Genomic DNA, 20,750 nt, shown 5'->3' with positions numbered 1-20,750 from the left:
TAACTAACGCTCTTTTATGACTCTCGTCGGATAAAAATCATCCACCCTTATTTTTAAGGACTTTGATGAATTTAGGCGTAGGTTGGGTTGAGGAACGAAACCCAACACCAACAATCTCTGGTTTTGTTGGGTTTCACTTCGTTCAACCCAACCTACCAATATTTTATTTTTTCGGAGTAATAAAAGAGCGCTAAGTATGATTCATCACCTATCTATTTCTGTTCAAAACCCCCTACACGTTGCCGAAGTTCTGGCTGAAGTCTTGAATGGGCAAGCTTTTCCCTTTTTTCCTAACCCAGGCAGCTATATGGTTTTTCCCCTTGACGAACATGGAACAGGGATTGAAGTTTATCCGTTAAAAACTCGGCTAATGCCTGGTGAAGGAGATAAGCAGTGTACATTTGTAGAAGATGCCACCCCTTCTGGATTCACAGCTACTCATGCAGCAATCTCGGTTTCTTCTAGTCAAGAAAAAATTGAGTTGATTGGCAAACGAGAAGGTTGGAGAGTATTACATTGTAACCGCGACTCTTTTTTTGATGTTATTGAGTTCTGGTTGGAAAACAAAATTATGATCGAACTACTCACACCGGAAATGTCGGCTCAATATTTGGCGGCAACGCAGCCAGTAAGTTTGAAGAAAATTTTTAATTCATAACTCTGCTGCGGCTAATTTAACAACACCAATCACTAAATTTAAAAATTAAAACGAGAAATCCTAGTATTGTTTAGCAGTGCTAGGATTTCCTATTGGGAATTGCTCCTTCAATTCCCTCAACATACCAATCCATCGCCAGTTGTCCCCAATCGTCCAACACCTTACCCTTTGGGACTCGCACCATGCCTTTTTGGTCTTTCAACGGGCCATCAAAAGGATGTGCAGTACCCTGAATAAACTCATCGCGCTTTGCATTCACCAGTTGTTGTACATCCCCCGGAATCACCTGATTCATCGGGGAAATATCCACCATTCCTTCACCAATACCATCCCAAACGTTTTGAGATTTCCAAGTATTATTGATTACAGACAAAGCTTTATCTGTATAGAATTTACCCCATTTGTTAATAGCTGATGTCAAGTGGGCTTTTTGACCAAACTTACTCATATCGGTGTTATAGCCAAAAGCATAAATGCCTTTTTCCTCTGCTAATTGGATAACAGCACCAGAGTCGGTATGCTGCGTTAGTACATCTACACCTAAATTTACCAAAGCTTGAGCCGCTTCTCTTTCTTTAGCTGGATCGTACCAACTTTGTACCCAAAGTACCTTAACTTTTGCCTGGGGATTTGTTAGGCGCAGTCCTTGAGTGAATGCACTGATGCCCCGAATTACTTCTGGAATTGGGTATGCGCCAATAAAACCAACTACATTTGATTTTGTCATCTTACCAGCAATCATGCCGGTTAAGTAACGCGGTTCTTCAATGCGTCCTAAATAAGTACCAATATTAGCAGCACGTTTGTATCCTGCACAGTCTTCAAAGATAACATCACTATAGTCCTTGGCAACTTTAATTGTTGGGTTCATGTACCCGAAAGAAGTTGCAAAAATCAACTTGTTACCATCTAATGCTAGTTGGCGAATCACTTTTTCGGCTTCAGCATCTTCGTTGACATTTTCGACAAAGGTAGTTTTTACCTTATCTTGAAGATTGGCTTCCATGTCTCTGCGGCCTAAATCATGGGCGTAAGTCCAGCCAAAATCACCGACAGTATCCACATAAACAAATCCCACCTTGAGAGGTTCATTTACTGCCACAGGCGACGCTGAGGGAAACACCTCACCCTGCAATTTGGAATTTTTGCCTTGAATACAACTCGTTAAGGCAAAACTAGATCCTGCTAAAGTGACATACTTTAGAAAATTCCGACGATCCATATTTTATCGATGGGGTTTAGTTGCTGAAAAATATTTTTCCGATCTCTAGTAACGATAGACACACTATTGACTTAATTTTAGCTCTTGTTTTTTGCCGTCAACTTACTAACAAAAGAAATCAAATAATGGTTGATATTATACAAAAGCACAATACTTTTTAATAAAAAGAAGGGAATGAGGTAGAAGCATTAATAACCAATGCCCAATGCCCAATTTTACTAATCTGGAGGTTTTTAATGAACTTATTTGAGCTTTTAGCAGGGGAAGACAATCATTTGGCCCTCATTACGCCTGGGGGGCGATCGCTAACATATAAGCAATTGCGCGAGAATATTCTTGGATTGGTATCTCAACTCAACAGCTTTGGATTGAAACGGGGCGAACGCATTGCCATTGCTATGACTAATGGTTCACCAATGGCTATTACCTTTTTGGCTGCCGCCTTGTGTGGCACTGCTGCACCCTTAAATCCCAAATACAAGCAAGAAGAATTTGCTTTCTACTACGAAGATACCCAAGCAAATGCACTGATTACCTTGTCTGGGGAACCAGAAGCAGCTATTGCTGCGATCGCACCCAATATGATCCTGATTAATGCCAAGGTAAACACTGACGGCACATTAAGCTTTGAATTAGTCAAAACAGGCTCAAAACCAATAGAATCCTCGAATCCCGCACCCCCCAGCGCTGACGATCTGGCGATGATTCTCCACACTAGCGGCACTACCAGCCGTCCCAAACGTGTGCCGATTCGTCATCGCAATTTAATTGCCTCAGCCAACAACATTATTGGTGCTTACTCACTCACCGCAGCTGACACTACACTTTGCTTAATGCCCCTGTTCCACGTTCACGGATTAGTGGGTTGTTTGCTGTCAACCCTAGCATCGGGCGGCACACTAATTTGTCCTAATGGTTTTAATGCCTTAGAGTTTTGGAAACTCGTAGATACCTACAAACCTACCTGGTACTCCGCAGCGCCAACTATGCACCAGACAATTTTAGCCCGCGCTAGCCGTAATTCAGAAATTGTCAAAGCTAACCGCTTTCGTTTCATTCGCTCTAGTAGTGCTTCTTTGCCCCCAATTATCATTGAACAGTTAGAGGCAACTCTCAATGCTCCCGTGGTGGAATCTTATAGCATGACTGAAGCATCCCACTTAATGACCACCAATCCCCTACCGCCAAAAGTCAGGAAACCAGGTAGTGTAGGTTATGGCTTTGCTGTGGATGTCGGCATTATGGACTCTGAAGACAAGCTATTATCTCAGGGAAGCTTGGGCGAGGTGGTGGTAAAAGCACCCAATGTTATTGATGGTTACGAAAACAACCCAGAAGCCAACGCCACAGCTTTTGTAAATGGTTGGTTCCGCACAGGAGATCGAGGTACTCTGGATGCAGACGGCTATCTCCACTTGACTGGACGGATTAAAGAATTGATTAACCGGGGTGGAGAAAAAATTTCTCCTTTAGAAGTGGATGATGTTTTGCTGCGTCATCCCGCCGTCGCTGAAGCTTTAGCTTTTGCTGTTCCCCACAAATCTTTAGGTGAAGATATCCACGCTGCTGTTGTCCTCAAGGGAGAAGCTAGCGAAAAAGAACTTTTAGCTCACTGTTCAACTATGTTGGCAGACTTCAAAGTTCCGAAGCAAATTCACATTTTAGAGCAATTACCTCGTGGTGCTACCGGGAAACTGCAACGGTTAGCTATGGCCAAATTGCTTAACATCGGCTAAATCAGCGATACACTAAGGAAAATTCCTTGAGGAAGCATCAATGGCACGGCCAAACGGGGTTCAAACTGAAATATCTGCACAGGAATTGCCTACAATATCAGATGAAGAGACAGTGACAATTGAAGATTTGCCAGTACAAATAGAGGATGTGCAAGATATTGACGACATCTTGAACTCACTCAAAACCTTGTTGAGTAGCCTAGAAAAGCTCCAAAAAGTCCGGCAGGAAGTGGGCGATATCAAACCGTTAATTGGGCGGATGCTGGATGGGGAACTGGTTGCTGGTGAAGAACTTGAGCAACTCAAGGCAGGGGTGAGCAGTCTTTCTCGCCTTGTTCGGGCTTATAATGACCATCAAATAGCGTTGGCTAAAGCCCAACCTGCGAGAAGTTTGCTAGATCAAGTCCTTAAAGAGCGGAAAGCTAATTGAGATAACAAGCGATCGCATTTTTTGAAAGATGCGATCCCTGTAAACTAAAGGTGTAACTCAAACTTGCGGCTATCCCCATGAAGTCTTTACAAGACTACACCACTGTTATCCGTCCCGATAACAATGGTACATTTGTCGCCTATATACCAGCGATTTCCGGTTGTCACGCTTGGGGACAAACGCCAGATGAGGCCCGTACTGAACTTGTCTATGTTTTTGAAATGATTCAGGAAAAATACGAAGAACAAGGACGTTCTCTACCCAAAGACGTTGAACTAGTTAATAACCTATTTTAGGTTATGATGACAAAAGTCTAGTATTACTTGCAAGGTAGGTATCGTAATGAAGACTAATAGAGAGAATCTACCCTTAGACCAGATTCTCTTAGAGGATAGCTTACAACTGCTTAGTAATTTGCCAGATGAATGTGTTGACTTAGTTGTATCCTCTCCACCCTATAATCTAGGCAAAGAATACGAATCAAGGCAGGCTCTTGAGATTTATTTGGCAGAACAAACAGCCGTGCTGCTTGAATGTAGCCGAATTCTCAAAAATACAGGTTCGCTATTTTGGCAAGTTGGTGCTTTTTCTGACCGAGGAATGCTGCTTCCTCTGGATATTCGCTTTTTTCCGATTTTAGAGTCATGTAGATTAATTCCTCGCAACCGAATTATATGGGCTAGGCAACATGGTCTTCATGCCCAGAAAAAGTTTTCTTGTAGACATGAAACTATTCTTTGGTTTACTAAATCTGATAATTATAAATTTAATCTAGATGCTATTAGAGTTCCGCAAAAGTATCAAAATAAGAAACATTATCGCGGAAATAGGAAGGGGCAACTTTCATGCAATCCAGAAGGTAAAAATCCTGGTGATATTTGGCTATTTCGGAATGTTAAACATAACCATGAAGAACAGACTATACATCCTTGCCAATTTCCAGAAGACTTGGTAGCTCGAATTATATTAGCTACAACTAACAAAAATGATATTGTTTTAGATCCATTTATGGGATCTGGTACTGCGGCAGTGGTTGCGAGAGATCATGAACGCCATTTTATCGGCTCAGAAATTGAACCAAAATATCATCAAGTTGCATTGCGTCGTCTCAGTGGGAATCCAGATAAAAATGGTTTTTTTCCAAATTTAAAAACCTTGCGCGATTATGTTGAAAAAACTGGTCAATCTATTGATAAATTTAAGTTTGATGTGCAAGTAGGAAATAAGGCTTCGGAACGCAGCAAAGCAAAAATTTATCCAGAAGAGTATCACTTGCAAGAAATGGAAGATAGATTAATCTATGAAGAATCTGCTTTTGCAGCGAATCTCAGAGGTGAAGAGATTCCAATAGATCCAAAGCTTAATGGTAATGGGAAAAAGACCCCTTTGCAAAATCCAAAAGTAGAAGAAGTAGAACAAACTGAACTGAGATTATGGAGTTAATATATTATAAATTCTTACAATAAGCGAAGTAGACAACGACTACGGGCTGAACGTCCAGCAATTATTTCGCATTCACGACTAACTCTAGTATTCACAGTTCTAGAATATCTTTTAGATAAATACTCAGTCCAGATGATGGGTACTATTATATTTTGTTGTTCAAATAATCCAACCAGTCTGATTGGTAAATCAAAAACTTGGTATTTAGCCAAAGCTGTTAACTGATTAACAGCTTGCTCATAATAAAGAGTACTATTAGAAGCAGGAAACATTAGAGCTTTTGTCACAAAAATTACCAGATTCGTCGGGTATCCAACAAATTCAGTTTTAGCTTTGAAGAACAATTCTGAGCGTAAAGTGTTATTGAGTAGGAAGGGATAGTTAGAAAATTGAATTTCAATGATGATACCACTTTTAGCAAAATCAACATCTGTACCTAAAAATCTATAAGGTGCTGGAATAGGTATATTTGATTGCCAGCTATTATGAATAAAGGCTGCTTTAATGTATTCATTAGTACCCACTGGATCGAATATTGCATTACCTTGAATTCCAGCTTGATCTGAAGCCTTGATGTGTAAAGGCATTCTAGTGAGAGTAGTACTAATCTCATGCCATTCGTTCTTGTATTGGGTATTAATGATTGTATCTGCCGCATTAAAGTCAACATATTGAATAATGATTGTTATATCTCCTTTGGGTATTTCAGCAGTTCTTCGATAAAAGCAAGTGGATCTATTTCAAGGACTTCGGCAACTTGTAAAAATTCAATTACATCAAGACGACGCTCTCCACGTTCATACTTTGATACATAGGATTGCGGAAGCTCTAACTTTGCCGACAACTCTGCTTGAGTGAGCTTGGCAGCTTTCCGGGCTTCGATAAGTAGGTGGCGAAACCGATTGTACTCTTCGCTGAAAACTGATTTAGGCACTTTCACTTGCCTTTTTCTGGCGATGATTTATTCGATCTCAATGAGAGTTAGTACATATTCCTAAACTCTGTTAAATTCTAAAACCTAATATGGGATTAACCCAAAAAAGGTTTTAGAAATATGTTACGAAGATAGCACGCCCGTAGAGAAGCCCGCACACTCTGAATTCCCGAACCTTGTAAACGGTAAGTCTTTTTATGACTAAATCTGTGGTTTCATTTTAAGGATATCGACTTTTTAAGATATCCATATAAAAGAAGTTTTATGATTAACGTTGCACCCGCCATTGTAATACTAGGTCAAAATAGCGTCACAGTTGCACGCAAAATCATCAGCGTTCTACCAGGGGCGACACTATACGGTCTAGCGGGTCGCACATCTGGAGTTGATGTCAGCTTTACTAATTTTGGTGAAACGTTGCGCGAGTTATTTGCTCAGGGAACGCCGCTAATTGGCATTTGTGCCGCCGGCATTTTAATTAGGACGCTAGCCCCCCTACTTTCGGATAAACAACAGGAACCACCAGTGTTAGCTGTGGCTGAAGATGGTAGTGCTGTTGTCCCCCTGTTGGGCGGACTTGGTGGAGTAAACGATTTAGCCCGTCGCATTGCCGAAGTGCTTGATGTCAAGCCTGCAATTACGACTACAGGCTATTTACGTTTGGGTACAACGCTGTTGTCTCCTCCCCCCGGATACCATTTAGCAAACCCAGACGATGCTAAGAAATTTATCTCAGATGTGCTAGCCGGGGCGCAAGTTAAACTAGAAGGAATAGCACCTTGGTTGAGTGATAGTAAACTCCCCATAGATCCAAAGGGAGATTTGACCATTCAAGTTACCGAACGTTTGGTGACTCCTACAGCCAACTGTCTTGTGTATCACCCAGCAACGATCGCGATCGCAATTAATGACACCATTGATAATCCAGTAACTTTAGTACAACAGCTACTAGCTGATGCCAAACTAGAAAAAGCATCAGTAGCTGGGATATTTGCACCCATCACCGCCGCCACCAATTCAACCATTCACGCCTTAGCTAGCGCCTTGGGAGTACCTGCCCGCTTTTTTACCCCAAATCAGCTAGAAAGTCTGTTATCACAAGGTTATAGCCCCGCTCAAGCAGCAGCGATCGCAGCCACAGGCACATCTTTCTTATCTTCCTCATCTGCTGACGTGGCGATCGCCATTGCCCCCCAACCAATTGACCCCAACACTATCGGTCAGCCACGCGGACGGTTAGCGATTATTGGCACTGGTCCCGGTGGTTCGCAATGGATGTCTCCCGAAGTGAAGGAGATACTGAAGTCGGCAACTGACCTAGTGGGTTATAAAACTTATTTGGATTTAATCGGTTCTCTGGCTGATGGCAAACAACGCCATGAGTCTGACAACCGCGAAGAAGAAGCACGGGCAACTTTTGCACTTGATTTGGCAGCATCTGGGCGATATGTAGCTGTGGTTTCATCTGGCGACCCTGGTATCTATGCAATGGCAACAGCAGTTTTTGAAGTATGCGATCGCTATGCCAAACCCGAATGGGAAAGTATCGATATTCATGTAGCACCAGGTATTTCAGCTATGCAGGCAGCCGCAGCAGCCATTGGTGCGCCCCTTGGACATGACTTCTGTGCTATTTCCCTATCTGATATCTTGAAGCCTTGGTCTGCGATCGCCCAACGAATTACTGCTGCTGCTGAGGCTGATTTCGTCATTGCCTTCTACAATCCTGTTTCCAAAGAGCGTACCTGGCAACTGGCTGAAGCAAGAAATATTTTGCTGAGACATAGAACACCAGATACCCCAGTAGTATTGGCGCGGAATCTCGGCAGACCAGGACAAACGGTGAAAGCGATCGCACTTGACCAGTTAACACCAGCAAGCGCTGATATGCGGACAATTATTCTCATTGGTTCCACAAAAACCCGAACTATCAAGCGTAGTGATGGTAATCTCTGGGTTTATACACCGCGTCGCTATATCGAATAGAAAGTACGAGATTAAAGCCATCCTAGCTGCTTTAGCAAGGACAGCTTTCTCATGGATATATCGCTTCCTATCTGCTAGCAGGCGATGCATTTGTGACTGTTAGACCTCTAGGTGCGATCGCAGATCGTCCAGTGGAGATGTCGAGTTAGTAAGAATCACTGGTTTTGTTGATGTTGGCTTGTCAGGAATAAACTCAAAGCGGATTCGGATTTTACCTTTTTGCCAGCTGCCACCCTGAGCTAGTAAAAGCTTACAGTTTACACCATTGGCAGCCCAGGCTGAAGCCTCATCTTCTTGTAATACCAATTCACTAAAATCATGAAACAGATGTAAACACTGAAAGGGTTGCTATATCTAAGTTTTTTAATTGCGAATTGCGAATTGTGATTTGCAAGCTCAACGTTTGTTAGATTATTTGGTTAGCATTACCTAAAGAATTAAAATTAAATATAAACACTAATAAATTAATAGTAATTTGCAATTTTGATTAAGCTTTCACCAAGAGATAGTAAAAGTTATATCTTTCGCTGGATAGAGTTTTCAGCCTTTGGGGAGATGCTTTAAACAGCTAAATTCCACGATTCTGAACTAAACAGTTAGGTATTGCCATAGATACAGACGAAAATACTAAGAGTTGCTTCTCAAGAAAATCTTAATTCCCCAAATTTAAACTTAGTAGAAGGAAATACAATGTTCCAAAGTACGGAAATCATGTTGGGACTCTACAAACCACTATTGTGGGTGGCACAGGTTCCAGTAGATCCCTCAAATGTCACGCCAGCACAGGCATCAGTTCTCACTTCGGGGCCGCGCTTTTTTGTGGCTTTAATCTCCGGCGTGATTCTAGCCTTTGCTTTCCAATTAGTTTTAACTAATCTCTCCCTTGCAGCCGGTATTTCCTACCTGGGGCACTCATCTGACTCGGATTCAGATTCTGGGGAAGTTGGAAGTTTGGGCGGCAGCATTCGGAAAATCGGCACAGCAGTAGGGATTTGGACGTTAGTCACTGTAACGATCGCTTTATTAATTGCCTGTTTTCTGGCTGTGAAATTAAGCCTTGTAATCTTAGATCCAGGCTTAGGAGCAATCCTCGGTTTGGTAATTTGGGGTGCTTACTTTTTACTCCTGGTTTGGGTAAGTTCCACTACTGTGGGTTCCTTAATTGGCTCAGTCGTAAATACGGCAACTTCTGGTTTTCAGGCGATTATGGGCACAGCTACAGCCGCACTAGGCGCAAAAGCTGTCAATAATCAAGTTGTCGCAACAGCTGAAGCCGCCGCCGCCGCCATCCGCCGAGAACTAGGAAGCGGCATCGACCCTGGAAGTATTCGGGAAAACATAGAAGATTATTTAGATAAGCTACGTCCACCAGAATTGGATGTGTCGAAAATTCGGGGTGATTTTGAAAATTTACTCAACGATCCGCAATTAAAAGCGATCGCCGGGACTCAAGATATTCGCAACATCGACCGCCAAAAATTTATCGAGTTAGTCAGCAGCCGCACCGACCTTTCCAAAAAAGACGTTAGCCGCATTGCTGATACTTTGTATAAAGTTTGGCAACAGGTAGTGAGTCAGCATTCACCCACCGAAGACCGGATGGGTGAATTAATGGACTATCTGAAATCACTTCCAGCAGGACAAAGCAAGACAGATGAACTTAACGCCAAGCTGGATCGATTAGTTGCAGAAACACGTGGTTCCAAAGAAACCGACCAAAAGGCATCTACTGGGCCAATTCAAAGTACACTCCAGCAAGGACTATCCGCCTTAACTGGCATTGTATTGGGACGGGCAGATTTATCTGATTTAGATGTGGAAAAAATCTTGGGTAGTCTCACCACCGCCAAAGATAAAGTCACCCAACAAGCAGATAAGCTAGGTTTGCCAACACCATCACAACCCTATAGTCCAATTCGCTCTGATATCGAAAACTACCTCTACAACACTTATGCTTGGCAACTAAGTCCAGAAAAAATCGCCCAAGAATTTCGTGATGTCATCTACGACCCAGCAGCCGACCCTGGAATAGTCCGCAGAGAACTAGAACGGCTATCCCGTAACGATTTCGTCAAAATTCTCCAACAACGGGGATTGCTTACCCAAACCCAAATTCAGCGCATTGCAGATCGGCTAGAATTTGTCCGCAAAGATGTGCTGGTGATAGTTACAGGTATTGAAGAAAGAGATATAGTCCAAGACCTGCAACGCGCGGTGGAAAGTTATCTGCTCGTTACCCCGAAAGCAGATTTGACACCAGAAGGCATTGAACAGAATTTCAAACCACTGTTGCAAGACCCAGATGCAGATTATGAAACCCTGACATTGCGACTGGCGCACGTTGAACGGCAAGAAATTCGGGAGATATTGCTCCAACGTAATGATGTCCAGCTATATGAAGTAGATAGCATTCTGGACGAGTTGGAAAAACAACGCGATCGCGTCTTGGTAGAATCTAAAGGATTAGCTGAACAAGCACAATATCAAGCAGAAACCCTGTGGCTGAATGTAGAATCATATCTGCGTAATACAGGGAAATCAGAACTGAATCCTGATGCCATCCGTGCGGAGTTCAAAAAGCTACTAGAAGATCCCCAAGCTGGAATTACCTCAATTCGGGCGCGGTTGTCTCGCTTTGACCGCGATACCTTGGTGCAATTGTTGAGTCAACGGCAAGATTTGAGTGAAGAACAAGTCAATCAAATCATCAATTCGGCTGAGGAGTCGTGGCATAACATTCGCCACACACCCCAAGCTGTAGTGGATAAAGCCAAAGAGCAATACGACTCTGTTACTACAACGATCGCAGATTACCTACGTAATACTGGTAAACAAGAACTGAATCCTGAAGGAATTCAGCGAGATTTGACCAGATTGTTTGAAAATCCCAAAGAGGGAGCCGTCGCACTACGGCGGCGGTTATCGCAGGTAGACCGAGATACACTGGTGAAATTGCTCAGTCAACGTCAAGATTTAAGCGAACAACAAGTCAATGAAATCATTGATTCCACCCAAACTTCAATTCGTAACTTTGTGCGTGCGCCTCGTCGTTTAGCTACCCGCACCCAGCAAAGAGCGGAAACATTCAAAGCTTATCTAGAAGAGTATCTGCGCCAAACTGGCAAAGAAGAACTGAACCCAGAAGGTATCAAACGCGACCTGCAACTCCTTTTGCACGATCCGCGAGTTGGGGTAGAAAGTTTTAGCGATCGCCTTTCCCAGTTTGACCGTTCTACCATCATCGCCCTGCTGAAAATTCGGGAAGATATGTCTGATGAAGAAGCAGCGCGGATTGCCGATAGCATTGTATCCGTCAGGGATCAATTTGTAGAACAAGTGCGGAATATCCAACGGGGAATTCAAGATGCAATTGATGGGGTTTTTGCCCGCATCCGCAACTATCTTAACTCCCTGGATCGCCCAGAATTAAATTACGATAGTATCAAGCGCGATGTCCGCACATTTTTTGACGATCCTCAAGCAGGGTTTGATGCCCTGCGCGATCGCCTATCTTCTTTCGATCGTGATACCTTAGTGGCAATTATGAGTTCTCGTGAGGACATCTCTGAGGAAGATGCCAACCGGATCGTTGACCAAATTGAACGGGCCCGCAACACAGTATTGCAACGTGCAGAACGCATCCAGCAAGAAGCCCAACGCCGCCTAGAACAGGTGAAGCAGCAAGCACAGCGACAAGCGGAAGAAACCCGCAAAGCCGCAGCTACAGCAGCTTGGTGGTTGTTTGCCACAGCATCCGTCTCCGCCGTTTTCGCTGCATTAGGAGGAGCGATGGCTGCAAGGCCGTAGTTTCACAAGTTGTCTCCGCTCACTTTTAAGCCTCCCGATATGGGAGGCTTTTCTATGGAGCATTAAAAGGGCGGTTAGAAACCGCGTCTACACGAGCTTTACCCACCTCCGTGGGTTTCAAAATCTTGATTTGACTTTATCGTTTGTATCAGAGCGAATATAATTGCTCTAACTCTAAGCTCGGCATACTCATTTGTTATTTCGGTGTACGCATTTGTTATTTCGGCATACGCATTTGTTATTTCGGCATACGCATTTGTTATTTTGGTGTGTCCATAACGCACCCTACGAAACTACTAGAAGAGTTGAAACCTATACTGGTCAACTTGTGTGTACACCGTAGCCTAATGGGGGAGTGAGGAAAATATTGCTTCCCGATCCTCGACTATGACACGCCATACTTCTTAAACCATTCCAAAAGATGTTTCCAACCGTCCTTAGCTTCTTTCTCACGGTAGGAGGGGCGATAATCAGCAAAAAATGCGTGGGGCGCATCGGGGTAGACAATGATTTCAGATTTGCTGCTGCTAGACTTTAAGCGATCGCGCATCTGTTCTACTGTATCAAGAGGAATACCCGTATCCTTGCCACCATAGAGTCCGAGAATGGGGACTGTTAGTTTTGATGCAATATCAATGGGATATTTGGGCTGAAGTTCAGTAGCATCGCCCACTAATCGTCCGTACCACGCTACACCTGCCTTCACCTTGGGATTGTGTGCTGCATACAACCAGGTAATGCGGCCACCCCAGCAGAAGCCTGTAATCGCTAATTTATCAGCATTACCCTTAGCTGATTTCACAGCCCATTTTACCGTGGCATCAAGATCGGATAAAACTTCAGCATCTGGCACTTTGGCGACAATTGGGCGAATTTCGTCTATATTGCTTAACTTAGTGACATCACCTTCACGGAAGAATAATTCGGGTGCGATCGCTAAATACCCCAACTTAGCAAAACGTCGGGTGATATCCTGAATATGCTCGTGTACACCAAATATTTCTTGGATTACCAGGACAATTGGGAAATTTTCACCAGTAGCAGGTACTGCTCTATAGGCGGGAATTGTGCCATCTTTGACAGGAATTTTCACTGCACCAGCTACTAAACCCTTAGCCTCGGTGGTAATCACTTGAGCAGAAATTGGTTGCACTGCCAAGGCAAAACCCGTCGCCAAGGTGGTTGTTGCGATAAATTTGCGGCGTGTTATTTCTTTCATCATCTCTACCTTAAATTGGCAAAAACTTTATTGTTAATTAGTCAGTACAGTAATACGACAACTAGATATTACAATTTATGAATAAGTTTACCGTAATATTAGCTTCGTTTGCTGTCCAAGCTTTCTTTGCTCTGTGGCTGTTGTCAGGCGAAAGCCGATGTATTGGAAAATATAGTTAGGTTTCTATCCGAATAAGGGAACTCCAAAAAATAAATTATTCAATTTGTCTACTCAACTAGACTTCTTTCTTCCTTGTCTCCCTTGTCTTCCTTGTCCCCCTTGTCCCTCTGCGACGGAATATTTTTTTACTTGGAAATCCCTAAAATGCGCGAAAGGGTAGGTGTACAAATTTCACAGCCCCAAAAAAGCGCTTCTATCCCAATTACAGTAGGGCTTTCAACCCACTTGTCGCTTAATCTTCATCCGCGCAATCTCTGAAATCCTTATCAAAAAACGATTTCAGCTTTTAAATTTTCCTGGCACTCTTTCCAAACGAATTCTCTAATGCTATGATTACTCAACAATCGCGCAACTGCACCTTGAAAACTAAATACAGCCGGGGTTTCAGGCTCTTGCTATTGCAATTCATCAAAATCCCTATTAGGGATTGAAACTGTTGAACCTACTGAACCACAAATAATAAAAGTTAAAATTGCAATTCATCAAAATCCCTATTAGGGATTGAAACGAATTCCTGTTGCAAGTAATGGGTAACTAAAATGAAGATTGCAATTCATCAAAATCCCTATTAGGGATTGAAACAGATAACACAAGGATAAAAATGTTACCTCAACACATTGCAATTCATCAAAATCCCTATTAGGGATTGAAACCAGGCTCTTGCCCCTATTGCCCTAGCCGCTGTTTATTGCAATTCATCAAAATCCCTATTAGGGATTGAAACTCAATCCCGGCATTAGCTCAAACTTCGGTTGTGAATCATTGCAATTCATCAAAATCCCTATTAGGGATTGAAACCAGGCTCTTGCTCCCATTGCTTTAGCTGCCGTCTCTGATTGCAATTCATCAAAATCCCTATTAGGGATTGAAACAGAAAAATAAAAGCGGCTCTAAAAAGCTTGACAAGCAAATTGCAATTCATCAAAATCCCTATTAGGGATTGAAACCGACACTTATTTGGCTTGCAAACTTCAACCTAGAAATTGCAATTCATCAAAATCCCTATTAGGGATTGAAACAGAACTGTAAAAAGTTCTGACATCTTTTAAACCTAATTGCAATTCATCAAAATCCCTATTAGGGATTGAAACATCAAATATCCGATTCTCGCACGCGTTGCCATAAGAGGATTGCAATTCATCAAAATCCCTATTAGGGATTGAAACTACACTTCCCTTTAAATGGCACCAACGAAATCTGATTGCAATTCATCAAAATCCCTATTAGGGATTGAAACAACCGGGAAGCCATTTTAATCAGTGATGGAATGCAATTGCAATTCATCAAAATCCCTATTAGGGATTGAAACATGACTGTAGCCGGGGCTTTTTGTTGGGGAGAAAATATTGCAATTCATCAAAATCCCTATTAGGGATTGAATATAACAATTACCCATCTTTAGATTGAGATAGGAATCATATTTGATTTTTGAACAAAATTAGGTATTGTAGGGTGTGTTAGAACGCAGTTCGTAACGCACCATTATCGAGGGTTTGGTGCGTTATGCTGTCGCTAACACAACGCCAGTTACGCTACGCACAGTCGCTACCGCTACGCTAACGCCCAAGTCGGTAAACCCGCCCACACGACTGGCTCCCCTACATATCTTTTCTCCAAATCAAACAGGATTCCTATAAAGCAGGTTAAGATATCTGCTATTATTTAGGCGTTATGCTTGACTTCTTCGCCTGTATCACTTGCAAACTACCGCCAGAATATAAAATTGGCTCACTCTCATCAAATCCAACCTCAGTTAATAATCTAGCCAAATCAGTTTTCAACAATTGCCAAGCTGTTTCCGTCTCAAACAACAACAAAAACAGTGATATCCCAGGCCAAAATATCGGATTTGTAGGAGCGTGAAAATCTATCAGCGTAAATACCCCTCCTGGCTTCAGCACCCGATAAACTTCATTAATAATTTTTCGCAACTGCTGAGGCTGCATCTCGTGCAATGCAACACTGGTATGCACCACATCAAACAGATTATCTGCAAATGGCATCTCCTCGGCAAAAGCTTCCACATAAGAAGCTTCAGGGACATTTAACTGCGCTCGTTCCAAAGACTTAGGTGAAGCGTCCAATCCTGTTACATTTTGTGAATTTTTCACCAAATAATGCGTTGTTTGACCACTACCGCAACATAAATCTAAAACCTGAGTATCTGAGTGAATTGTTAAGCCTTGCAAAGCAAGTTGCCGAAAACGCGCTTCACCACCTACACTTAAGGCTGCTAAACGAGAGATACCATCATACAACCACTGATAGCGGTAACTCCAATCCCTTAAAATTGTTGCCATTGCATATTTCCTTGCTATTAAGCTTTATTATTTAATAAAGATATATTGTTAACATTAGTAAAAAATCTGAAAAGATTGGGGGAAAGTAACAGCTATGGGTCGTGTAGGCGTCTTATTACTCAATCTCGGTGGCCCCGATAAGCTAGAAGATGTCGGGCCGTTTTTGTATAACCTATTTTCCGATCCGGAAATTATTCGCCTACCGTTTCGCTGGTTGCAAAAGCCCCTAGCCTGGTTTATTGCCTCGCGGCGAACCAGAACATCTCAAGAGAATTATAAGCAAATCGGTGGCGGTTCCCCACTACGACGGATCACAGAAGCGCAAGGGGAAGCTTTAAAAGAACAGTTGGCTTATTTAGGGCAAGAAGCCGATATCTATGTGGGAATGCGTTATTGGCACCCCTATACAGAAGAAGCGATCGCACAGATTACCCAAGATAATGTAGAACACCTGGTTATATTACCACTATATCCCCAGTTTTCTATCAGTACTAGTGGTTCCAGCTTCCGGCTTTTAGATAAACTTTGGCAAGAAGACCCAAAACTTCAGCCCATTGAATACACCGTTATTCCTTCTTGGTACAAACAACCAGGCTACCTCCAAGCAATGGCGGAACTCATAGCCCAAGAACTTGAGCAGTATCCTAACCCAGATGAGGTTCATATATTCTTCAGCGCTCACGGTGTTCCTAAAAGCTATGTTGAAGAAGCTGGCGACCCTTACCAGCAAGAAATTGAAGAATGTACTGCTCTAATTATGCAGACCCTCAATCGTCCCAATGCCCACACCTTAGCTTACCAAAGTCGTGTCGGCCCAGTCGAATGGCTGCAACCCTATACTGAAGATGCGCTTAAAGAACTAGGCGCACAAGGTGTTAAAGATTTGGTTGTCGTGCCAATCAGTTTTGTCTCAGAGCATATTGAGACACTGCAAGAAATTGATATTGAGTATCGGGAAGTAGCAGAAGAATCAGGAATTCACAACTTCCGCCGCGTTCCTGCTCCTAATACCCATCCAGTATTTATTAATGCACTTGCAGACTTAGTGATTGATGCGCTGAAAAACCCCAGCTTCAAGCTTTCGCAAGCTGCCCAAATGAAAAAAATGGTGAAAATGTATCCCCAAGAACGTTGGGAATGGGGGCTAACTACTAGCGCTGAAGTCTGGAATGGTCGGATTGCTATGCTGGGCTTTATTGCCTTAATCATTGAGCTAATTACAGGTCATGGCTTCTTGCACATGATTGGGCTTTTGCAGTAAAAAATTTTGGGGAAGAGGCACAGAGGCAGGGGGAGATGAAGGAGATAAGGNGATTTCCAAGTAAAAAAATATTCCGTCGCAGAGGGACAAGGGGGACAAGGAAGACAAGGGAGACAAGGAAGAAAGAAGTCTAGTTGAGTAGACAAATTGAATAATTTATTTTTTGGAGTTCCCTAAACAAAACTCCTCACTCTTAAGGAACGTGGATTAAATAAAATGCAAAACTTTATCCTGTCTCACGCTCTCTCTCCTTAGGAGTCGTGTAAAAATAAGTTGAACAATTTAATATTTGTAGTGCGGGCATCTTGCCCGCGCGAGCAAGATGCTCGCACTACTTATTTTTACTTGATGCCTTAGTTGAGAATAGTACCTCTTTGGCAGATGGGCGTTGCATACGAAAAATTGGGGCAAACTGAGAAATCATGTTCTGTGTATAAAGATACTCTGAGTTTTGTGAAACAAGTTCCTAATAGTCATCTTCCACGATTAGTTAAAAAATCTATAGATGACTTAAGTCCGGGTTGCCTGAAATAGTGCGTAGGCGTAGCCCGTCGCAGACATCGCTTGTAGATAAGGTAGAATTAAGGTAAATATTATTATTGTTTACCGACAATTGCTAATTTCTACATTCATTGAGTTAATTACTGATTTGACTAGCGAACAACATTTTACCATGATTAAATAACTGGCAATTCTGAGTGTCGTTGGGGTTTAGTGATACCAGTCATACCACTGTTTAGCGCTACGAACTGCAAACCAGAGCAGTATTAAAGCAATTAATCCTCCTTGCCAGGGAGCATCAAAGGCAAAAAGGACTAGAGCAATACACAACGTATCTTGAAGAAAGACTGCCCACAAGGGTAAGCCACGTAACCGATAAAACCAACCAACTTGAACTAGCTGGAGTACTAAAGCTAACGAACCACCAATACAAGCAATCAGCCAATCTGGTGTTGCTGTTGCATTAGCTACTGCTAAACCCATAATTGCCCCCACAATGGGAGACATGAATAACTGAACCAGTTGTAATAATCTTTGCCCCCATAGTTTTTTTGAGGCTAATAATTCAAATAAAGACCAAAAGGTGAGGCAGCCTAACAATATTGGTGGGGAAATGTGAGATAAAACTGGAACTTGTGACCATAAGTCACTACCTTGCAATAATCCAATAATCAGCAAAGGTATGCCTATTCTCATTCCTGCTGCCGCAGATGCAGAAAGTGTGGCTAGGATTTCAATCATTAAAGCACTCGTAGTACTAATAAATAAATAAGTAAATATCTGTTATTTATATTACCCAGTGCTGGCGATAATTCCAGCATCAAGCAGACAGTATTCAGGAAGTAATACTAGAGATTTTTGATATTTTTATATTCTTTACTATCCGCTGTAGGGGCAATTCATTAATTGCCCCTACAGCACAGGCCAATTAATCCTAAATTCCCAATCGTTGGTAAACTTCTTCTAAATGCTGGAGATGCTGTTGGGGATCGAAACAGACTTCTAGTTCTGTTGGGGACAACTTTTCGGTAACGCGAGGATCTTTGCTAATTAAGTCCTGGAAATTCCCTCCTGGTTTGTTCCAAGCAATATGAGCGCTTTCTTGAACGATCGCATAAGCTTCTTCTCGGTTGCTTCCCTTGTCTATTAAGGCAAGTAGCACTTTTTGGCTGAACACAACGCCGCCGTAGCAGTTGAGATTTCGTGCCATGTTCTCAGGATAGACCAACAGGTTTTTTACCAAGTCGGTTATTTCTGACAACATAAAATGCGTCAAAGTACAAGCATCTGGCAAAATTACCCGTTCTACAGAACTGTGGGAAATATCCCTCTCATGCCAGAGTGCAACGTTTTCTAATGCTGCACCAGCATGACTTCTGACTAGTCGCGCCATTCCCGTCAGCCGTTCCGAACGGATGGGGTTGCGCTTGTGTGGCATAGCTGAGGAGCCTTTTTGACCTTTGGCGAAAAATTCTTCAACTTCCAGAACGTCTGTTTTTTGCAGATTGCGAATTTCTACAGCAAAACGTTCGATGGTTGCCGCTACCAAGGCTAATTGTTGCACGTAGTCGGCGTGGCGATCGCGGGAAATAACTTGTGTTGAAGCCGTATCGGGTTGGAGTCCGAGTTTTTGGCAAGCGATCGCTTCTACACGGGGTTCAACATTGGCGTAAGTTCCCACTGCACCAGAAATCTTACCCACAGCGATCGTTTGGCGGAGAATTCTCAAGCGTTCTTGGTGTCGCAACACTTCTGCTAACCAGCCAGCTAGCTTGAAACCAAAAGTAATCGGTTCAGCGTGAATACCATGCGATCGGCCAGCCATGACTGTATGACGATGTTCCCGTGCTTTTTGGCGAATTACCTCAATCAAATCTTCCAAACGTTGTAATAATAGATCCAGGCTGGCAACCAATTGCAGTGCTAAAGCTGTATCCAAAACATCCGAACTAGTTAAACCCAGGTGAATGTAGCGTCCGGCATCACCTACATATTCATTGACATTTGTCAAGAAAGCGATGACATCATGGCGGACTACAGCCTCAATTTCCAACACTCGCTTGGGGTCAAAATCTGCCTTAGCCTTGATTTCCTCAACCGCCTGAGATGGAATGTAACCCAGTTCAGCTTGAGCCTCACAAACAGCAATCTCGACTTGCAGCCAAGTTTTTAGTTTATAGGCTTCACTCCATAGATTAGCCATTTCGGGCAAAGTATAACGCTCAATCACAATTCGGCACAGAATACAACCGTCATATTTTACAGTCTAATTAGGGATTTCCAAGTAAAAAAATATTCCGTCGCAGAGGGACAAGGGGGACAAGGAAGACAAGGGAGACAAGGAAGAAAGAAGTCTAGTTGAGTAGACAAATTGAATAATTTATTTTTTGGAGTTCCCTTACTGTAGATCGCTTTTTAGTGTTACTTTTTGCTCAGGGACGGAATTAGTTTTTGACTCAAAGGTGATGATGCTAATCCTACCGTCAGCTTCCATATATGCAAACTTCACATCGGCTAAAAATTCTACACCTTGCTGACGTAACTTGCTCATCAACTCATCATCTGTAATTAATTCTCGTTGCAAATGACGCTGAATCATCCGACCATTTTTTACCAGTAGTAGCGGTGGCTGATTCAAAAAACGTTGGAACTGGGGTATTTTGTAGCCTAACCAGTTCAACAAATAACTCCAAAAAATCACAGTTCCTACTAAGATACCGCCTTCAGTAATCGATGTATAATTACTTGCCATAGCATTTTGGGCAGCTTCAGCAAATAATACAACTACGAGTAAATCAGTAATTCCTAATGTTCCTAGTTGGCGGCTAGGAAGGAAACGTAACACTGAGAACAGCGCTAAGTATACTAGTGAGCCACGGATAATCAATTCAAAGACGCTAATGCGAGGAATAAATATTGCCTGCCAATCGATAAAAAACCATTTTTCCATTAGCACTGATTTTCTTCCTTTTTCAATAGACTTCTGGAAAAAATCCAGTATCAGGTTATTTATCTACGTTCTTATTTCATAAAACTGATTTTTATTATAGGAATCCAGTTTGATTTTTGAACG

The 20,750-nt window shown here is 42.5% G+C and carries 17 protein-coding genes and 1 CRISPR repeat array; of the genes, 8 read left to right on the top strand and 9 right to left on the bottom strand.

Translation table 11 applies throughout. The annotated features are described in order from the left end of the window. Positions 1-196 precede the first annotated feature (196 nt). On the top strand, positions 197-658 hold the full coding sequence (locus CDG79_RS18020) for a hypothetical protein (RefSeq protein WP_094343350.1): 462 nt from the start codon (positions 197-199) through the stop codon (positions 656-658). 79 nt (positions 659-737) lie between these two features. Here the strand turns inward: CDG79_RS18020 and CDG79_RS18015 are convergent, their stop codons facing one another. After that, the gene (locus tag CDG79_RS18015; RefSeq protein ID WP_094343349.1) at positions 738-1,880 is read right to left on the bottom strand and encodes a BMP family ABC transporter substrate-binding protein; all 1,143 of its coding nucleotides are present in this window, start codon (positions 1,878-1,880) and stop codon (positions 738-740) included. Between the two features lie 236 nt (positions 1,881-2,116). Here CDG79_RS18015 and CDG79_RS18010 point away from each other — a divergent pair, with 236 nt between their 5' ends. The 4 genes from CDG79_RS18010 to CDG79_RS17995 all read left to right on the top strand — a co-directional run bounded on the left by CDG79_RS18010 (position 2,117) and on the right by CDG79_RS17995 (position 5,489). Then, positions 2,117-3,616 (top strand): acyl--CoA ligase, encoded by a 1,500-nt coding sequence (locus CDG79_RS18010; RefSeq protein WP_094343348.1) that lies wholly within the window; start codon positions 2,117-2,119, stop codon positions 3,614-3,616. A gap of 40 nt (positions 3,617-3,656) precedes the next feature. Continuing rightward, complete coding sequence (locus CDG79_RS18005; RefSeq protein WP_094343347.1) at positions 3,657-4,046, top strand: hypothetical protein; 390 nt, start codon at positions 3,657-3,659, stop codon at positions 4,044-4,046. A gap of 77 nt (positions 4,047-4,123) precedes the next feature. Continuing rightward, positions 4,124-4,342: a type II toxin-antitoxin system HicB family antitoxin gene (locus CDG79_RS18000; protein WP_094343346.1), complete on the top strand. Its 219-nt coding sequence runs from the start codon at positions 4,124-4,126 to the stop codon at positions 4,340-4,342. Positions 4,343-4,388: 46 nt separating this feature from the next. Beyond that, positions 4,389-5,489, top strand: a complete 1,101-nt coding sequence (locus CDG79_RS17995; RefSeq protein WP_094343345.1) for a DNA-methyltransferase — start codon at positions 4,389-4,391, stop codon at positions 5,487-5,489. A 14-nt stretch (positions 5,490-5,503) separates the two neighbouring features. Here the strand turns inward: CDG79_RS17995 and CDG79_RS17990 are convergent, their stop codons facing one another. Then, a complete protein-coding gene (locus tag CDG79_RS17990; protein ID WP_223278195.1) occupies positions 5,504-6,076 on the bottom strand; it encodes a restriction endonuclease in 573 nt (190 codons plus the stop codon). A gap of 98 nt (positions 6,077-6,174) precedes the next feature. Further along, the gene (locus CDG79_RS17985) at positions 6,175-6,423 is read right to left on the bottom strand and encodes a helix-turn-helix domain-containing protein (protein ID WP_094343352.1); all 249 of its coding nucleotides are present in this window, start codon (positions 6,421-6,423) and stop codon (positions 6,175-6,177) included. Between the two features lie 264 nt (positions 6,424-6,687). Here CDG79_RS17985 and cobJ point away from each other — a divergent pair, with 264 nt between their 5' ends. Continuing rightward, positions 6,688-8,409, top strand: a complete 1,722-nt coding sequence (cobJ, locus tag CDG79_RS17980) for a precorrin-3B C(17)-methyltransferase (RefSeq protein ID WP_094343343.1) — start codon at positions 6,688-6,690, stop codon at positions 8,407-8,409. 99 nt (positions 8,410-8,508) lie between these two features. On the opposite strand, the gene CDG79_RS17975 is transcribed toward cobJ, so the two are convergent. Then, positions 8,509-8,715, bottom strand: coding sequence for a KGK domain-containing protein (locus CDG79_RS17975; RefSeq protein ID WP_223278194.1), 207 nt, complete (start codon positions 8,713-8,715; stop codon positions 8,509-8,511). Between the two features lie 384 nt (positions 8,716-9,099). Here CDG79_RS17975 and CDG79_RS17970 point away from each other — a divergent pair, with 384 nt between their 5' ends. Next, positions 9,100-12,216, top strand: coding sequence for a hypothetical protein (locus CDG79_RS17970; protein ID WP_094343341.1), 3,117 nt, complete (start codon positions 9,100-9,102; stop codon positions 12,214-12,216). Positions 12,217-12,601: 385 nt separating this feature from the next. On the opposite strand, the gene CDG79_RS17960 is transcribed toward CDG79_RS17970, so the two are convergent. Both CDG79_RS17960 and CDG79_RS17955 read right to left on the bottom strand, forming a co-directional pair. Continuing rightward, positions 12,602-13,435 carry a dienelactone hydrolase family protein gene (locus CDG79_RS17960; RefSeq protein WP_094343339.1) on the bottom strand — a complete coding sequence of 278 codons (834 nt, stop codon included), beginning with the start codon at positions 13,433-13,435 and terminating at the stop codon, positions 12,602-12,604. A gap of 577 nt (positions 13,436-14,012) precedes the next feature. After that, positions 14,013-14,997: a CRISPR direct-repeat array (repeat unit 37 nt; unit sequence ATTGCAATTCATCAAAATCCCTATTAGGGATTGAAAC). A 276-nt stretch (positions 14,998-15,273) separates the two neighbouring features. After that, on the bottom strand, positions 15,274-15,915 hold the full coding sequence (locus CDG79_RS17955; protein ID WP_094343338.1) for a class I SAM-dependent methyltransferase: 642 nt from the start codon (positions 15,913-15,915) through the stop codon (positions 15,274-15,276). 94 nt (positions 15,916-16,009) lie between these two features. Between CDG79_RS17955 and hemH the strand changes: the two genes are divergently transcribed. Then, on the top strand, positions 16,010-17,176 hold the full coding sequence (hemH, locus tag CDG79_RS17950; protein ID WP_094343337.1) for a ferrochelatase: 1,167 nt from the start codon (positions 16,010-16,012) through the stop codon (positions 17,174-17,176). 711 nt (positions 17,177-17,887) lie between these two features. Here hemH and CDG79_RS17945 read toward each other — a convergent pair. From CDG79_RS17945 to CDG79_RS17935, 3 genes are all read right to left on the bottom strand, one after another. Then, on the bottom strand, positions 17,888-18,418 hold the full coding sequence (locus tag CDG79_RS17945) for a DUF4126 domain-containing protein (RefSeq protein ID WP_094343336.1): 531 nt from the start codon (positions 18,416-18,418) through the stop codon (positions 17,888-17,890). 193 nt (positions 18,419-18,611) lie between these two features. Continuing rightward, positions 18,612-19,907, bottom strand: a complete 1,296-nt coding sequence (gene purB, locus CDG79_RS17940) for an adenylosuccinate lyase (protein ID WP_094343335.1) — start codon at positions 19,905-19,907, stop codon at positions 18,612-18,614. Between the two features lie 168 nt (positions 19,908-20,075). After that, a complete protein-coding gene (locus CDG79_RS17935) occupies positions 20,076-20,627 on the bottom strand; it encodes a DUF421 domain-containing protein (RefSeq protein WP_094343334.1) in 552 nt (183 codons plus the stop codon). Positions 20,628-20,750 lie beyond the last annotated feature (123 nt).

The sequence above is a fragment of the Nostoc sp. 'Peltigera membranacea cyanobiont' 232 genome (assembly GCF_002245985.1).
GTDB lineage: Bacteria > Cyanobacteriota > Cyanobacteriia > Cyanobacteriales > Nostocaceae > Nostoc.
This window is presented reverse-complemented; position numbering and strand designations above follow the sequence as displayed.

Excerpts from the sequence above, each read along its gene's own strand:
- CDG79_RS18020 (WP_094343350.1), top strand. The coding sequence starts at position 197 with ATGATTCATCACCTATCTATTTCTGTTCAAAACCCCCTACACGTTGCC.
- CDG79_RS18015 (WP_094343349.1), bottom strand. The coding sequence starts at position 1,880 with ATGGATCGTCGGAATTTTCTAAAGTATGTCACTTTAGCAGGATCTAGT.
- CDG79_RS18010 (WP_094343348.1), top strand. The coding sequence starts at position 2,117 with ATGAACTTATTTGAGCTTTTAGCAGGGGAAGACAATCATTTGGCCCTC.
- CDG79_RS18005 (WP_094343347.1), top strand. The coding sequence starts at position 3,657 with ATGGCACGGCCAAACGGGGTTCAAACTGAAATATCTGCACAGGAATTG.
- CDG79_RS18000 (WP_094343346.1), top strand. The coding sequence starts at position 4,124 with ATGAAGTCTTTACAAGACTACACCACTGTTATCCGTCCCGATAACAAT.
- CDG79_RS17995 (WP_094343345.1), top strand. The coding sequence starts at position 4,389 with ATGAAGACTAATAGAGAGAATCTACCCTTAGACCAGATTCTCTTAGAG.
- CDG79_RS17990 (WP_223278195.1), bottom strand. The coding sequence starts at position 6,076 with ATGCCTTTACACATCAAGGCTTCAGATCAAGCTGGAATTCAAGGTAAT.
- cobJ (WP_094343343.1), top strand. The coding sequence starts at position 6,688 with ATGATTAACGTTGCACCCGCCATTGTAATACTAGGTCAAAATAGCGTC.
- CDG79_RS17970 (WP_094343341.1), top strand. The coding sequence starts at position 9,100 with ATGTTCCAAAGTACGGAAATCATGTTGGGACTCTACAAACCACTATTG.
- CDG79_RS17960 (WP_094343339.1), bottom strand. The coding sequence starts at position 13,435 with ATGAAAGAAATAACACGCCGCAAATTTATCGCAACAACCACCTTGGCG.
- CDG79_RS17955 (WP_094343338.1), bottom strand. The coding sequence starts at position 15,915 with ATGGCAACAATTTTAAGGGATTGGAGTTACCGCTATCAGTGGTTGTAT.
- hemH (WP_094343337.1), top strand. The coding sequence starts at position 16,010 with ATGGGTCGTGTAGGCGTCTTATTACTCAATCTCGGTGGCCCCGATAAG.
- CDG79_RS17945 (WP_094343336.1), bottom strand. The coding sequence starts at position 18,418 with ATGATTGAAATCCTAGCCACACTTTCTGCATCTGCGGCAGCAGGAATG.
- CDG79_RS17935 (WP_094343334.1), bottom strand. The coding sequence starts at position 20,627 with ATGGAAAAATGGTTTTTTATCGATTGGCAGGCAATATTTATTCCTCGC.